The organism is Dokdonella sp. (assembly GCF_035511235.1).
Lineage (GTDB): Bacteria > Pseudomonadota > Gammaproteobacteria > Xanthomonadales > Rhodanobacteraceae > Dokdonella.
Genome location: NZ_DATKFQ010000038.1, coordinates 19,718 through 34,222, shown reverse-complemented (window position 1 = coordinate 34,222; position 14,505 = coordinate 19,718). Strand labels below are relative to the sequence as shown.

11 protein-coding genes are annotated in these 14,505 nt (G+C 71.9%); 6 read left to right on the top strand and 5 right to left on the bottom strand.

Annotated features, from left to right (window positions below; genetic code table 11):
- Positions 1-94 precede the first annotated feature (94 nt).
- Positions 95-3,112 (bottom strand): S8 family serine peptidase, encoded by a 3,018-nt coding sequence (locus VMR06_RS16375; RefSeq protein ID WP_325378290.1) that lies wholly within the window; start codon positions 3,110-3,112, stop codon positions 95-97.
- Positions 3,113-3,290: 178 nt separating this feature from the next.
- Positions 3,291-4,385 carry a sulfotransferase gene (locus VMR06_RS16370; protein WP_325378287.1) on the bottom strand — a complete coding sequence of 365 codons (1,095 nt, stop codon included), beginning with the start codon at positions 4,383-4,385 and terminating at the stop codon, positions 3,291-3,293.
- A 280-nt stretch (positions 4,386-4,665) separates the two neighbouring features.
- On the opposite strand from VMR06_RS16370, the gene VMR06_RS16365 reads away from it, so the two are divergent.
- The 3 genes from VMR06_RS16365 to VMR06_RS16355 are packed head-to-tail and all read left to right on the top strand — an operon-like array spanning position 4,666 to position 7,587.
- Positions 4,666-4,917 (top strand): hypothetical protein, encoded by a 252-nt coding sequence (locus VMR06_RS16365; RefSeq protein ID WP_325378283.1) that lies wholly within the window; start codon positions 4,666-4,668, stop codon positions 4,915-4,917.
- Positions 4,910-6,820 (top strand): alkaline phosphatase family protein, encoded by a 1,911-nt coding sequence (locus VMR06_RS16360; protein WP_325378281.1) that lies wholly within the window; start codon positions 4,910-4,912, stop codon positions 6,818-6,820. The genes VMR06_RS16365 and VMR06_RS16360 overlap by 8 nt, the downstream gene beginning before the upstream one ends.
- Entirely contained in the window at positions 6,817-7,587 is a 771-nt protein-coding gene (locus tag VMR06_RS16355; protein ID WP_325378279.1) for a hypothetical protein, read from the top strand. Before VMR06_RS16360 ends, VMR06_RS16355 begins: the two co-directional genes overlap by 4 nt.
- Positions 7,588-7,599: 12 nt before the next feature.
- Here the strand turns inward: VMR06_RS16355 and VMR06_RS16350 are convergent, their stop codons facing one another.
- The gene (locus VMR06_RS16350) at positions 7,600-7,839 is read right to left on the bottom strand and encodes a glutaredoxin family protein (RefSeq protein ID WP_325378277.1); all 240 of its coding nucleotides are present in this window, start codon (positions 7,837-7,839) and stop codon (positions 7,600-7,602) included.
- Positions 7,836-9,662: a sulfatase-like hydrolase/transferase gene (locus VMR06_RS16345; RefSeq protein WP_325378275.1), complete on the bottom strand. Its 1,827-nt coding sequence runs from the start codon at positions 9,660-9,662 to the stop codon at positions 7,836-7,838. The genes VMR06_RS16350 and VMR06_RS16345 overlap by 4 nt, the downstream gene beginning before the upstream one ends.
- Positions 9,663-9,857: 195 nt before the next feature.
- Between VMR06_RS16345 and VMR06_RS16340 the strand changes: the two genes are divergently transcribed.
- The 3 genes from VMR06_RS16340 (at position 9,858) to VMR06_RS16330 (ending at position 13,390) form a co-directional block, all read left to right on the top strand.
- On the top strand, positions 9,858-10,457 hold the full coding sequence (locus VMR06_RS16340; protein WP_325378273.1) for a hypothetical protein: 600 nt from the start codon (positions 9,858-9,860) through the stop codon (positions 10,455-10,457).
- Between the two features lie 52 nt (positions 10,458-10,509).
- A complete protein-coding gene (locus tag VMR06_RS16335) occupies positions 10,510-11,931 on the top strand; it encodes a hypothetical protein (protein WP_325378271.1) in 1,422 nt (473 codons plus the stop codon).
- A 76-nt stretch (positions 11,932-12,007) separates the two neighbouring features.
- Positions 12,008-13,390: an L-serine ammonia-lyase gene (locus VMR06_RS16330; protein ID WP_325378269.1), complete on the top strand. Its 1,383-nt coding sequence runs from the start codon at positions 12,008-12,010 to the stop codon at positions 13,388-13,390.
- Between the two features lie 142 nt (positions 13,391-13,532).
- Here VMR06_RS16330 and VMR06_RS16325 read toward each other — a convergent pair whose 3' ends face one another.
- Positions 13,533-14,489, bottom strand: coding sequence for a YbhN family protein (locus tag VMR06_RS16325; RefSeq protein WP_325378267.1), 957 nt, complete (start codon positions 14,487-14,489; stop codon positions 13,533-13,535).
- Positions 14,490-14,505: the final 16 nt, after the last annotated feature.

Genomic DNA, 14,505 nt, shown 5'->3' with positions numbered 1-14,505 from the left:
GCCGGGTTCGTCTGCGCGCTCGCCCCGGCACTGCGCCAACGCAGCGTGCCGGGACACCACGCGACTGCCGGCGCGCGATCGCGTGCCGGCCGGCTCAGCGGCAGACCGGATCGCTGCCTTCGAAATCGTCCGCGAACACGCGATCGGCCGGCGCACCGACCACACTGACGTCGACGCTCGAGCTGTTGTTCGACGTCGCCGGATCGGGCGTCTGCGCCGAGATCGCCGCGACATTGGTCAGCGTGCCGGCCTTGTCGGGCGCACGCACCGCGATCTCGATCGGACCGGGCGCAGCCGTGTCGGGCGTGCACGCGAGCGAGCCGGGCTCGAGCCGGCACGACCAGTCCGGCGCGCGCACCTCAACGACGCACAGACCCGCCGGCAGCGTGTCGATCACCTCGACGCCGCTCGCGCTGCCGATCGCGCCGCCGGCGAGCAGCCGGTACTCGAACACCTCGCCGGCGCCGATGCTGGCGACGCTTGCGGTCTTGACGATCGACAGGTCCACCGGCGCGACGACCTCGATCGTCGTACTGGCGCCGTTGTCGGCCGGCACCGGATCGGTCTCGTTGGCGCTGACGGTCGCGGCGTTGACGATGGTCGCCGCGACCGACGGCGCCGGCGCGGTGATCGTGACCGGATCGGCGTCGCTGCCGGCCGCCAGCGGCGCGTTCAGCGTGCAGGTCACGGTCTGGCCGGCGATCTGGCAGGTCCAGCCGATGCCGGTCGCCGTCGCCGGCACGGTACCGGCCGGCAGTGTGTCGACGACGGTGACGCCGGTCGCCGACGCCGGCCCGCCGTTCGACGCGAGCAGGCTCCACGACAGCGTGCTGCCGGCCGGTGCGGTCGGCGCCGCGCTCTTGCGCAGCGCGAGATCCGCGCTGATGCCGGCTTCGGCCTGCAAGGCGCCGGTCGCGACCAGCGCATAGGGCTGGCTGCCGCCCATGACGACGCCGACGCCGCGCACGCGCACCGTATAGGTGCCGGCCTCCGGTGCGGCCAGACGGATCTGATGGACGACGTTGCGCTCGTCGTAACCGGAGGTCGCGGTGCTCTGCGTCGGGTTCGGCGTGCCGCTGGCCGGCAGTTTCTGCGTCCAGACCTCGCCGCCCGGCGTCTGCACCTCCAGGCGCAGCCGGTTGACGATGTGCGGCGTCGCGTTGACCGCGGCCGGATAATCGCCCCAGACCAGGGTGATCTTGAGCGGCTCGCTGCTCTGCACGTCGAGCGTGTAGCTGTCGACCGCGCCGGTGGTCAGACCGGCCGCGGCATCGGTCAGCCACAGCCGGCGCACGTCGCCGCTGAAGTACAGCGCGTCGTCCAGGTGCATGCGGCCCCAGCCTTCGGTGATGTTCGGCGTGGCGACCGTCGCGCTGGTACCGCTCATGTCGCGCGCGCCGTTGATCGCCAGCGCCTTGATCAGCGCGCCCGATGGCGCGGCGATCGCGTCGCCGTCGTCGGCCGCGCCGCCCGGATAGTAGCCGCGGCCGAGATACTCGCGGATCAGCGCGACCAGGCCGGCTGCGGTCGGCGTTGCCATCGAGGTGCCGCTCATCGTGCAGGTGCCGCAGGTGGAGGACGGCGGCGTGCCGCCCGAGGCCGAGGACACGATGCCGTCACCCTGGGCCATGATGTCGGGCTTGATGCGGCCGTCGATCGTCGGTCCGCGCGAGGAGAACGCCGCGACGTTCTCGCCGCCGGTGCCGGCGCCCGAGGCGCCGACCGTCAGCGGGCTCTTGGCCAGGCCCGGCGTGCCGATCTGCTTGTTCGTGTTCGCGCAGCACTGGCCGTCGTTGCCGGCGGCGATCGCGACGATCAGGTCCGGATGGTCCCAGGACACGCGGTCGGCGTCGCGCGCGAACTCGTCGTACGGCAGCGTGCAGCCGGACTGGCAGATGAAGCCGAGGAAGCAGCAGCCGCCGCCCCAGGAATTGGAGTGGATGCGCGCGCCGTTGAGATAGGCGGTCTCGGCGGCGTGATAGATCGTGCCGTTGAGCGAGTTGAGGTAGTCCAGGCTCTCGCCCATCTCCTGCGCGATCAGCTTGGCGCCGGGCGCGGTGCCGTCGAGATTGCCGGGCGTACCGCCGAACGTACCGGCCGCACAGTCGACCGTGTTGGCAAAGTTGTTGCCGGTGATCGATCCGGCGACGTGGCTGCCGTGGCCGGCACCGGTGCTCGCATTGCAGGCGGCATCACCGGACGCGTCGCCGCTCGCCGACCACTTGTAGTACAGCGCCAGCTTGCGCTGCTGGAAGTCCGGCGTGCCCGGCGCGCAGCTCTGGCCGGTCGCGCAGTTGCTGATCGGCGGCGTACCGAGCGCCGGATCGCGGAACGCGCAATGGCCGTAGTCTACGCCCGAATCGAGCACGCCGATGATCTGGCCGCAACCGAACAGGCCCTGGTCGAACACCGGCCGCTGGTTCTGCACGCCGCTCTGGTGCAGCCAGCCGGCGCGCGCATTGAGATAGCTCATCTGCTTGCGCAGCGAGACCGAGGCGACCTCGGCGCGCGGCGCGATCGCGCGCACGGCCGACTCGAGCCTGGCACCCTCGACGCTCAGCACGATGCGCTTGTCCGGCGCGCTGGTGACCGCGAACGCATGCGCGACGCCGTCGATCGCCTGCAGCGCGGCCAACGTCGCGTCGACGTCGGCGCCGGCGTTGAGGCCGACGCTGACCGGCAGCGCCGGCGGCCTTGCCGCCGCATCGATCAGCCACTGCGTCAGGCCGCTGTCGATCTTCCATTGCGGCGCCATCGCGCCGATCCAGACCGCGCCGGCGATCCGGCTCTGCGGCGACGGTCCGGCCGGCAGGCGCACGCGATAGGCGTGATGCGGCAGGTAGTCGAGCACCTCGGCGCCGATCGCCTCCAGGCGCGCGCGCTCGGCACGGCCCGGCACGCTCGCGAACTTGACGACCCAGTACGACCAGCCGCCCGCCTCGGTGCGCCCGGCGAGGCCGGCGAGGACGCCGAGGGCCGGCGCCGCGCGCGGCGTGCAGACGTCGAAGACGCCGCTGTCGAACGACAGCTCGCAGCGTTCTTCGGCATGGAGGGCACTGGCGAGCGCCAGCGTCGAACACAGCGTCGCGACACGGAACACGGCCGATGGCATCTGAAGATTTCCCCGTACGATCCCCGAAAGAGCCGTACCCGCGGCACCGACAATGCGACGCGACGGACGGCGGATTCGGCGGCCGCCCATCCCCATCACGCGGCGCGCCTCGGGCCGATGCTAGCAAACCGACCCGCCGCGGCACGCGCGGCCGGTCACGGACACGCATCCGAGTCGGTCACGACAGGACCGCGATGCGCCGGCGTATGGGGTCGGTCAGCGCGCGCAGCCGGGCGACCTCCTCGGCCGGAAACGGCAGCGGATAGTCCGGCACGCTGAGCCGCGGCGCGTGCCGCGCGACGCGGCGCTCGATCTCGGCCTCGTCGAGACCGACGTGCCGGCCGATGCGGCGCAGGCCGTCCTGCGGATCGGCGCACAACGCCTCGTAGCCGACCCACAGGCAGGCATCGCGCAGCGCCGGATCGGCGTCGAGGCGGTCGAGCGCGTGGCCGTACTGCATCGCCCACTGCCGCGCATAGCCTTCGGCGATGCGGCCCTGCGCGAAACAGTCGGTGATCGCCCGCGTCGCCGCCGCATCGCCGACGTTCAAGGCCCGCTTGCCGGGGCCGAACTCGACATGGCCGCTGCGCACCAGATGCCGCCCGACCTCGGGATCCTCGCCGGAGAGCTGCATGAACAGGCGGTCCTGCTTGAGCAGCGAGGCGACCTGCGCGACCGGATCGCGCACCGGCACGACGAAGCGCGCCTGCGGGTAGCGCCGTGCCAGATAGCCCAGCCGCGGCAGCTGCTCGTTGGCCTTGGCCAGATAGCGCTGCGCGCCGCGCACCGCGATCAGCTTGCGCATGTGCGCGTCGAGGAACCGGTCGAACGCGGCATGCTCGGCGTCGCCGCCGATTACCTGGTCGACCGCCGGATCGTGGCGCCCCGGAAAGAAGTGCATCCAGAACACGTCCTCGAACGCTTCGGGACTGTCCGGTCCGACCAGCAGCCGGTCGCGATGCGCGCGTTCGCGCGGCGGCCGCTTCGGCAGTGGCAGCCGCGCGTACAGATGGTTCCACCAGTACGGCGTCCACAGCCACGGATAGTCGCTGTAGCGATGCGTCGCGAACGTCGCGCCATCGGCCAGATATTCCAGCAGCACCGTGCTGCCGGCGCGCGCCATGCCGCAGATCCAGACCGGACGCGCGGTGTCGATCGCGGCCAGCCGATCGCCGAGCACGCGCGTCTCCAGATCGGCCAGGCGCTGCATGAAATGCGCATGCCGCGCGATCCACGCGGCCGGACGACGCTGCGAGAACGGGACGTGATGCACGCGCACGGGCCGTGGCGGTTCCAGGACGGCGTGCGAGCATAGCAAGCCCGTCCGCGGCGATCGCATGGTGCAGCAGGCGGACGGCGATCGGCGGCCGGGCCGCGCCGCGATCGCGCCGATCCCCGAAGGGCAGCCGCGCCGCAGCCGCGCCCGCTCGGCCAGGTTGCGCGCAGGACCGTCGATCGCCGGCCCGTCCGACCGTGCCGATGCCGGCGCGCAGCCGCGGGCCGCGCCGGGCGGCCTGCTAGAATCGCCGGCCCTTTTTTCGCGACGCAGGCCGATGACGATCTTCTCCGCAACGCGTTCCCGGCTCGGCGCGATCGTGCCGACGCTGGTACTGGCGATGCTCGCTTGCCAGGATGCACTCGCCTACATCGGCCCCGGCGCCGGCGTGAGCTTCCTCGGGTCGCTGTGGGCGATCCTGGTCGGCATCGTGCTGGCGCTGGCGGCGATCCTGTTCTGGCCGATCCGCTGGCTGCTGCGCCGCGCACGCCGGCGCACGCCGCCGGGTGGCGGGACGCCAGGTGGCTGACGCGCCGATTCGCCGGTTCGCCGGCGCCCTGCTGCTGGTCTGCGCGGTCGCCGGCTGCCAGCCGGCGCCGCCATCGCAGCCGGCGCGTGCGCGGACGATCGTCATCGGCCTCGACGGCTTCGATCCGGTGCTGGCCGAACGTGCCATGGCCGAAGGACGTCTGCCGAACCTGGCGCGGCTGCGCGAGCACGGCCACTACCAGCGCCTGGAGACGACCAATCCGCCGCAGTCGCCGGTGGCCTGGGCCAGCTTCGCGACCGGTCACGGCCCGGGCGCGCATGGCATCTTCGACTTCCTGCGCCGCAAGCCCGGCTCGTACGCGATCGATTTCTCGATCGCCGAGCAGACGCCGCCGGCCGCACTGACGCTGTTCGGCTGGCGGCTGCCGTTCGGCGACGGCGAGCTGCGCAACCGCCGCGACGGCACGCCGTTCTGGCTGACCGCCGAAGCGGACGGCCGGCGCGCCAACGTGTTCCGCGTGCCGGTTACCTACCCGCCCGATCCGGTCAGCGGCATGATCGCCGGCATGGGCGTGCCGGACCTGCTCGGCAGCCAGGGCACCTATACGGTCCTGGCGACGCGCCCGATCGCCGGCGCCGACAACGGCGGCCGCGTCGTGCTGTCGCCGGTCGAGACCGACGGCAGCGTGCACGCGCAGCTGGAAGGTCCGGCCGACCCGCTGCGGACCGACGGCCGCGCGCTGACGCTGCCGCTGCATCTGGCGCCGGCCGCGGACGGCGCGCAGCTGAGGCTCGGCGATGCGAACGTCGCGCTGCGGACCAGCGTGTGGTCGGACTGGATCCGCGTGCGCTTCGACCTCGGCCTCGCCGGCTCGATCGGCGGCATGCTGCGCGCGCGACTGGCCGAAGGCTTTCCGCGGCCGCTGCTGTACCTGTCGCCGATCCAGGCCGATCCGCGCGATCCGGCCCTGCCGATCAGCGCGCCGCCGTCGTTCGCCGCGGCACTGGCCGGACGCATCGGCGATTTCCACACGCTCGGCATGCCCGAGGAGACCTGGGCGCTCAACCAGGGCCATCTGGACGAGGACGGCTGGCTCGACATGGTCGCCACGACGCTGGCCGAGGGCGAGGCGATGCTCTACGACGCGCTCGACCGCCGCGAGAGCGAACTGGTCATCGAGGTGTTCGTGCAGCCCGACCGCGTCAGCCACATGTTCTGGCACACGCTCGACCCGGCGCATCCGCGCCACGCCGGCAGCAGCGAACGCGCGCGCCATGCGATCGACGGCATCTACGCCGCGTCCGACCGCATCGTCGGCGAGGTGCTCGCGCGGATGACGCCGGACGACCGCCTGATCGTGCTGTCCGACCACGGCTTCGCGTCGTTCCGGCGCGCGGTCCATCTGAACCGCTGGCTGCACGAGCAGGGCTATCTCGCGATCGAGCCCGGCGCCGATCCCGAGCAGCCGCTGTTCGCGGCAGTGGACTGGCCGCGCACGCGCGCGTTCGCGCTCGGCCTCAACGGTCTCTACCTCAACGTGCAGGGCCGCGAGCCGCAGGGCAGCGTCGCGCCGGCCGAGGTGCCGGCGCTCAAGGCCGCGCTGCGCGATGCGCTGCGCAGCCTGCGCGACCCGGCCGACGGGGCGGCGATCGTGCACGAGGTCTACGACGGCGCGGTGCTGTATCCGGGCACGCACGGCGAGGAGGCGCCCGACCTCGTGGTCGGCTACGCGCCGGGCTATCGCGCCTCGTGGCAGACCTCGCTCGGTGCGCTCGGTCCGGCGCTGGTCGAAGAGAACCTGCAGCACTGGAGCGGCGACCACTGCATCGACCCGGCCGCGGTGCCGGGCGTGCTGTTCTCGTCGCAGCCGCTGGAACGGCCGGTCGCCGGCATCGCCGATCTGGCCGCCCTCGTGCTCGGCCGCGGCGCGGCGGCACCGTGACGATGGGCCTGCTCGATCTTCCCGCGCCGCTGCTCGACGCGCTCGACGCCATGCTGGCGGCGATCGGCGTGCCGTCCCTGGTGCGCGTGGCACTGGCCGGCCTCGCCGCCGGCGTCGCCGGCGCCTGGGTCTACCGGCGTGTCTCGCCGCAGGCGCGGCTCGGCACGCTGCGCGCCGAACTCGGCGCCGTGCAGGCCGAGCTGCGAAGCTACGACGGCCCGTTCTCGGGCCTGATGCCGCTGATCCGGCGGCAGTTCGCGCTGAGTCTGCGCCAGCTGCGCATCACCGCCGGCGCGGCCGTGCTGGCCGGTCTGCCGGCGCTGCTGATCCTGCCTTGGCTGTCGAACCGTTACGAGGTCGCGTTTCCGCCACCCGGAACGCCGGTGCGCGTCTGCGCCGAGCCCGCCGGCATCGCGCTGACGACGGACGATCCGGCGCTGAGCACCGACGCGCAGGGCTGTCTCGACCTGCCGTGGCCGGCCGCCGAGGATCCGATCGCGCTGGTCGAGGACGGCCGCGCGCTGATCGCATTGCCGACGCCGCAGCCGTCTCGCATCGTGCACGAGCGGCGCTGGTTCAACGGGTTGATCGGCAATCCGGCCGGCTATCTGCCGGACGGAGCGCGCACGCGCGACCTGCGGCTGTCACTGCCGTCGCGCGAGCTGATCGCGGTCGGGCCGGGCTGGCTGCGCGGCTGGGAAGCGGCCTTCTTCACGGCAGCGCTGTTGAGCTCGCTGTGGCTGCACCGGCGCTGGCGGCTGCACTAGCGCCGCCTCGTCTCAGTCCGGACTGCGATGGACGAACGCACTGACCGCCGCCAGATCGAACGGCCAGTCCAGCTCCTGTGCATCGCGCGCATCGTGCAGCACCGGCACTCGCCAGCCGTAGGTCGCCGCGAGCACCGGATCCTCTTCGATGAAGACGCTGCGGAACTCCGGCGCACGCGCGGCGGCGAGCAGCGCCAGGGCGCTGTCGCACAGACAGCAGTCGTCGGTGACGTAGAGCGTCAGATGCGTCATCGCCCGGTCCGGCCCGCCGCCGGTGTCGCGGCACCCGCGTCGGCCGCCGGCGGCACCGCGGTGCGATCGCCTGCATTGTCCGGGCCGGCCTTGCGCTCGGCCGCCTTGTTCCCGTCGGCCTTCAGGCGGTCGTATTCGGCGCGCGCGGTCTGCGCACGCGCCGGCTCGCCGCCCCGCTCGAGCGCTTCGGCCAGGTTGTACCAGGCCTCGGCGCGGCGCGGCTGCAGCTCCGACAGCGCCGCCCACTGCTCGGCCGCCTCAAGATAATCGCCCTGGCGCATCAGCGCGTCGCCGAGCGCGAAGCGTGCCTCGGCGCGGTGCGGCTCGATCGATACCGAGCGGCGCAGCACCTCGACCGCCTCGCCGGCACGACCCAGCCTGAGCAGAGCCACGCCCGAGCGCAGCAGCGCGTAGCGGTTGTCGGGTTCGCCGGCGAGCACCTCGGTCAGCACGCTCTGCGCATCGGCGAAGCGGTGCTGGCGCAGCAGCGACTCGGCGACCTGCAGGCGCTCCTTGATCTCGATGCGGTCCTTCGGATCGGGGCGGTCGGTCGGCGGCGCCTCGACCGGACTGCCGACGCCGACGTAGCCGAGGCTGCGCAGGCGGTCGATCGCCTTGGGGTCCTCGCCGGTCGCGGCCACGCGCGCCGGCGTTTCCGTGTAGCGCGTCAGCGCCAGATGCAGCCGGTCGCCGGTCGCGACCTCCTCGGCGATCCGGTTCTGCGTTTCGTGCGGATCGGGATCGAGCGCGTAGAGCTCGGGCTTCGGCGCATCGATGTACTTCCAGCCCTGATCGCGCCAGGCCGTCAGCGGCGCCCAGCCGTAGTAGGTCCACGGCAGCCAGGTCTCGATCAGCGCCGGATGCACGGCCAGTTCGCCGCCGGACAGGCCCTGGGCGAGGCTCAGCCCGTCGGTCTGCGGCAGCGGATCGAGCCCGAGCAGGTCCAGGATCGTCGGCGCGACGTCGATCAGCTGCACCGCCTCGTCGCCCTGCCCCGGCGCGATCCGGCCGGGCCAGTGGAAGATCAGCGGCACCAGCATCGTCGAGTCGTAGACGAAATAGCCGTGCGTGACCTCGCGGTGCTCGCCGAGCGCCTCGCCGTGATCGGCGGTCAGCACGATCAGCAGCGGCCGCGAGCCGCTGGCTTCGCGCGCGGTCTCGAGCAGGCGGCCGATCCAGTAGTCGGTGTAGGCCACCTCGCCGTCGTAGGCACCACGCGGACCGGGCTGCCAGAACTCGCGAGGGGGCTCGTATGGATCGTGCGGATCGTAGAAGTGCACCCAGCCGAACCAGGGACGTTCCCGATCCTGCGCGATCCAGGCTGCGGCCGCGGCGCTGGTGCCCTCGGCGCGGCGCTCGACCCAGCCCTCCTCGCCGCTGTCGAGCCGGTCGTCGTAGTGCGCGAAGCCGCGATCGAGGCCGAACAGCGTCTGCAGCGGAAAGCCGCTGACGAAGGCGCCGGTGCGATAGCCGTGGCGGCCGAGCACGTCCTGCAGCAGCGGCAGGTCCAGCGGCACGGTCTGGCCGTTGTCGCGCACGCCGTGATGGCGCGGCAGGCGCCCCGACAGGATCGAGGTATGCGCCGGCAGCGTCAGCGGCACCGGCGAAACCGCGCCGCGGAACGCGCGCCCGCCGCTCGCCAGCGCATCGATCGCCGGCGTGTCGCCGCGCCCGGCGACGAAGCCGAGCGCGTCGGGCCGCAGCGTGTCGACGGTGATCAGCAGCACGTTCGGTGCCGGCTCACGACGCTGGCACCCGGCGGCGGCGAGCAGGCCCAGGACCGCACAGATCGCCGCGAGCGGCAGGCCGGGTCGGATCTTCATCGAACGAGGTCCCGCGGTTCAGGAAAACGGCGAAAGTACAGGCGCATCGGCCACGCGTCACGCAGAATCTGCACCCGGCGGTTGACTTGCCCGCCATCGGCGGCTAGCTTCGACGCGGCTTCAAGCGTTGTCGACGGCACGGTCCGGATGGCCGATGCCGCAGGCTTCTATTCCATTGCCCGGGGAAACAAAAACATGAACAAGTTCCTTGCAGTCGCCGTGTCCGCAGGCCTCGGCCTGTGCTGTACGGCCGCGATCGCGGCCAACCGTTCCGATGCGGGCTGGGTGCGCCCGAACCCGAACATCGAAGTGCCGGCCGGCGGCGGCAGCTGCGCGACGCCGCAGAACGTCGGCACGTTCTCGCCCGGTTCGCCGGCCACCGTCTCCGGCAACAGCTGCGGCGGCGCCAACAACATTTCCAACTACGGCGGCGGCATCTGCGACGCCAGCCTGCCGTTCCCGTACCCGGGTCCGGAAGACGTGTGGCAGGTCACGCTGACCGGCACGCCGAACTCGGTCGCGATCGCGGCCGACCTGACCGGCAGCACCGGCGACCTGGCCGTGTTCGTGCTCGGCACCTGCGGCGACGGCAACAGCTGCATCGCCAGCTCGCAGGACGCGATCGGTGCGGGTGAAGGCCCGGAGGAAGTCGCGCTCGACCCGAACCTGACGCCGGGCGACTACTACATCTACATCGACTCCTACTACGGCACCGGCAGCATCTCCTGCGGCACCTACTCGCTGTCGCTGAGCGGCACGCAACCGGTCTCGCTGACGACGTTCGGCATCGACTGACCGTTTCGGGGGCGCGCCCGGCGCGCCCCCGATCGTCCGATCCGCCGTCCGAATGCGCCTGCCTCTCCTCGCCGGCCTGTCGCTGGCCCTACTCGTTCCTCCTGCCTCCGCCACAGCCGCTTCGCTGACGATTTCGCCTAAGCACGCACGCTTTGCGCCGAGCTATCAATACCAGCAGATCCGCCACGAATACCGCGTCGTCAACGAGGGCGACAAGCCGGTCGTGCTCGATCGCATCGAGGCGCGCTCGGCCGGAAACGGCCGCGCCGTGGATTTTCCGCGCCGGCTCGAGCCCGGCCAGACCGGCACGATCACGATCGAGCAGCCGACCGAGGACTTTCTCGGCAACAGCGGCTTCCGGTTCGCGCTGTTCACCGACGAGGCCGATGTCGACCGCTACCGCTTTTCGCTGAGCGGCTTCATCCAGAGTGCTTACGAACCGGAGCGGCCCGGCATCGACTTCGGCGAACTGCGCCGCGGCTCAGCCGTGACGCGCACGCTGAAACTCGAAAGCCGCGAAGCCGCCGACTGGCGGCTGGTCGAGGTGATCGAGGCCCCGGATTTTCTCAAGATCGCGCTGGACGGACACAGCATCACGGCGACGCTGGCCGAAGACGCCCCGCCCGGCTTCGTCACCGGCAGCGTGCTCGTGAAGACCTCGGTCCCCACACAAGACAGGCTCGCGATCGGACTGCGCGGCTACGTCAGCGGCAGCCTCGTTCCCGAACAGCGCGCGCTCGGCCTGGGTGCCGTCGAGATCGGCGGCGAGGCGCAGGGCACGCTGCGCATCGTCCATCGCGACGGCAAGCCGCTGCCGCAGCGGCTCAAGGTCAGCGCTCCGGCGCCGTGGAAGGCCAGGATCGCGCCGTGCAAGCCGGCCGGACGCAGTTGCGCCGTACTCGAGGTGCGCGGCCCGATCACGGCTCCGGGTCCTTTCGGCGACGTCGCGCAGCTGACCATCTCCGGCGACGACGAGCCGACGCTGCCGATCCGCTTCTTCGGCGTCGGCCTGCGCAAGGGCCAGTCGGTGCGCCAGTTCGCCGCCGAGGAGCAGGCCGAGCAGGCGATACCGGCGCCGTCGCTCGACCACGCGCTCGCCCAGATCACCCGGCCCGACGCTCCGGCGAACGCAACGCCGCCTCCGTCAGCACCGACATCGCCCGCAACCGTCTCGGCCGAAACCCGGACCGTCTCCAGCGGCAGCGGCCCGGCACGCATCCACTGGGAAGCCGACAACGAGCTGCGCACCGCCGGCTACGTGGTCTATCGCGCGAGCGATCGCGCCGGACCGTATGTGCGCGCCTCGGATCTGATCGAAGCGCACCGCGGCGCCGACGCCGGCCGGCGCTACGAGTTCGTCGACGAGCGCGTCAAGGCGGGCCAGACCTACTACTACTACATCGACGCGGTCTCGAACAAAGGCATCAAGACCCGGCTGTCGCCGGTGCTGCGCAAGACGATCGCATCCGGCTGAGTTCGGCGCGCGGCCGCGTCGCTTCGGCCGCTGCACGCTCGGCTACAATCGCGGACGTTTTCCCGGATCCGCAGCGATGGCAGTCAGCGTCTTCGACATCTTCAAGATCGGCATCGGCCCGTCCTCGTCGCATACGGTCGGGCCGATGCGCGCGGCCGCGCGCTTCGCCGAGCGCTGGCTCGACGAGCGCGGCGTGCTCGAGCGCACCTCACGCATCCGCGCCGAGCTGTACGGCTCGCTGGCGCTGACCGGACGCGGCCACGGCACCGACAAGGCCGTGCTGTGCGGCCTCGAGGGCGAATGGCCGGACCGGATCGATCCGGACGTCATCGAGGACAAGCTCGCGCGGATCCGCACCAGCAAGCGGCTGCGCCTGCACGGCCGCCACGAGATCGCGTTCGACGAGAAGACCGACCTGGTCTTCAACAAGCGCCAGAAGCTGCCGTACCACACCAACGGCATGCGCTTCATCGCCTACGACGCGGCCGGCGAGGTGCTGGCCACGCGCGACTACTACTCGGTCGGCGGCGGCTTCGTCGTCAACCACGACGAGGCTGCCGAGGACCGCATCGTCCCGGACACCACGCCGCTGCCGCACCCGTTCCACAGCGGCGACGAGCTGCTCGCGCGCTGCGAGGAATCGGGCTTGTCGATCGCCGGCGTCATGCTCGCCAACGAGCGCGCCTGGCGCAGCGAGGAGGACATCCGCAGCGGCCTGCTGGCGATCTGGCGCGCGATGCAGAGCTGCGTCGCGCGCGGGCTGCGCAGTCCCGGCGTGCTGCCGGGCGGACTCAAGGTGCAGCGCCGCGCGCCGGTCATGTACGACGAGCTGTGCTCGCGCCCTGAGATCGCTTTGCGCGATCCGTTGACGATCCTGGACTGGGTCAACCTCTATGCGCTGGCGGTCAACGAGGAGAACGCCGCCGGCGGCCGCGTCGTCACCGCGCCGACCAACGGCGCCGCCGGCATCGTCCCGGCCGTGCTGCACTACTACGACCGCTTCTGCCCGAGCGCGAACGAGTCCGCCGTGGTCGACTTCCTGCTGACGGCCGGCGCGATCGGCATCCTCTACAAGGAGAACGCCTCGATCTCCGGCGCCGAGGTCGGCTGCCAGGGCGAGGTCGGCGTCGCCTGCTCGATGGCGGCCGGCGGCCTGACCGCCGCGCTCGGCGGCAGCATCTACCAGGTCGAGAACGCCGCCGAGATCGGCATGGAGCACAACCTCGGCCTCACCTGCGATCCGATCGGCGGCCTGGTGCAGATTCCGTGCATCGAGCGCAACGCGATGGGCTCGGTCAAGGCGATCAACGCACAGCGCATGGCGATGCGCGGCGACGGCAAGCACCGCGTCTCGCTCGACAAGGTCATCAAGACGATGCGCGACACCGGGCGCGACATGCAGGACAAGTACAAGGAAACCTCGCGCGGCGGCCTCGCGGTCAACGTGATCGAGTGCTGAGGCGGCAGCCGCCGAATCAGCGGATCCGTCCCGGCCTTGCCGGCAAGAGCGTCCATGCCGCCGCGGCGTATCGCGGAGAACCTGCCGACCGCTATCGCAGCAGCGCCGGACCGCGGCGCAGGCAGGTGCGGGCGACGGTGTGCTAGGCCACGCGCCGTCGCGCGGTAGCGATCTGCCCGGCGGCGCCGTGCCCGCGTTGTGGCGTCGTACGCGTCCTGCGCTGCAGCTCCATGATCGCGAATGCCGCCAGGCCCAGCGTGAGCGGCGCGAGGTAGTGCACACAGCGATACGCGAGCAGCGCGGCCAGCAGCGGAGCCTGACCGAGCCGGCTGCCGAGCGAGGCGATGAAGACCGCTTCGACGACGCCGAGTCCGGCCGGCACGCGCACGACCAGGCCAATCACCGCGCTGCCGAGCAAGGTGATCAGCACCAGTCCGAAATCGGCCGGCGGCAGCAGCGCGTGCAGCGAAGCGGCGCCGAGCAGCCAGACCGGCACCGACAGCGCGAGCTGGACCAGCGCGATCCGCAGCGCCGGCAGCTCGATCGTCAGCCGGCGCCAGCGCCAGGTCCGCCGCCGCGCGCGCGCGCAGGCCCACAGATAGGCCGCGACGATCGCCAGCAAGCCAGCGCCGGTCGCCTGCAGCGCCGTCGCGCCGATCCGCCAGGCCGGCGGCGGCTCGACGCGTAAAAAGAGCAAGGCCGCACCGAGCACCAGCAGATAGCCCGACCAGTTCGTCATTAGATTGAACGCGATCACGCGCGCGACGCAGGCGGCATCGATACCGCGCGCCGTGTACAGGCGCAGCCGCAATCCGAGCGCGCCGAGCATCGCGCCGAGACTGAGGTTGCAGGCATAGCTCGCGAAGCCGATCGCGGCGATCTGCGGCCGCGGCAGCGCGATGCGCGCCTGCCGTGCGGCCAGTAGCTCATAGGCCGCGTACAGGGCATAGCACGCCAGGCTGCAGGCACCCGCGGTCAGGATCGCGCCGACCGGAAGCTTCGCGAACGCGGTCGCGGCCTCGGCCCAGTCGAGCTCGCGGCCGACCGTCCAAAGCATGGCCGCGAGCGCCACGTAGAAGACCGCGAGCACCGCCCGCATCGGCCAGCGCCGCCTC

Excerpts from the sequence above, each read along its gene's own strand:
- VMR06_RS16325 (WP_325378267.1), bottom strand. The coding sequence starts at position 14,489 with ATGCGGGCGGTGCTCGCGGTCTTCTACGTGGCGCTCGCGGCCATGCTT.
- VMR06_RS16345 (WP_325378275.1), bottom strand. The coding sequence starts at position 9,662 with ATGAAGATCCGACCCGGCCTGCCGCTCGCGGCGATCTGTGCGGTCCTG.
- VMR06_RS16365 (WP_325378283.1), top strand. The coding sequence starts at position 4,666 with ATGACGATCTTCTCCGCAACGCGTTCCCGGCTCGGCGCGATCGTGCCG.
- VMR06_RS16350 (WP_325378277.1), bottom strand. The coding sequence starts at position 7,839 with ATGACGCATCTGACGCTCTACGTCACCGACGACTGCTGTCTGTGCGAC.
- VMR06_RS16330 (WP_325378269.1), top strand. The coding sequence starts at position 12,008 with ATGGCAGTCAGCGTCTTCGACATCTTCAAGATCGGCATCGGCCCGTCC.
- VMR06_RS16375 (WP_325378290.1), bottom strand. The coding sequence starts at position 3,112 with ATGCCATCGGCCGTGTTCCGTGTCGCGACGCTGTGTTCGACGCTGGCG.
- VMR06_RS16335 (WP_325378271.1), top strand. The coding sequence starts at position 10,510 with ATGCGCCTGCCTCTCCTCGCCGGCCTGTCGCTGGCCCTACTCGTTCCT.
- VMR06_RS16340 (WP_325378273.1), top strand. The coding sequence starts at position 9,858 with ATGAACAAGTTCCTTGCAGTCGCCGTGTCCGCAGGCCTCGGCCTGTGC.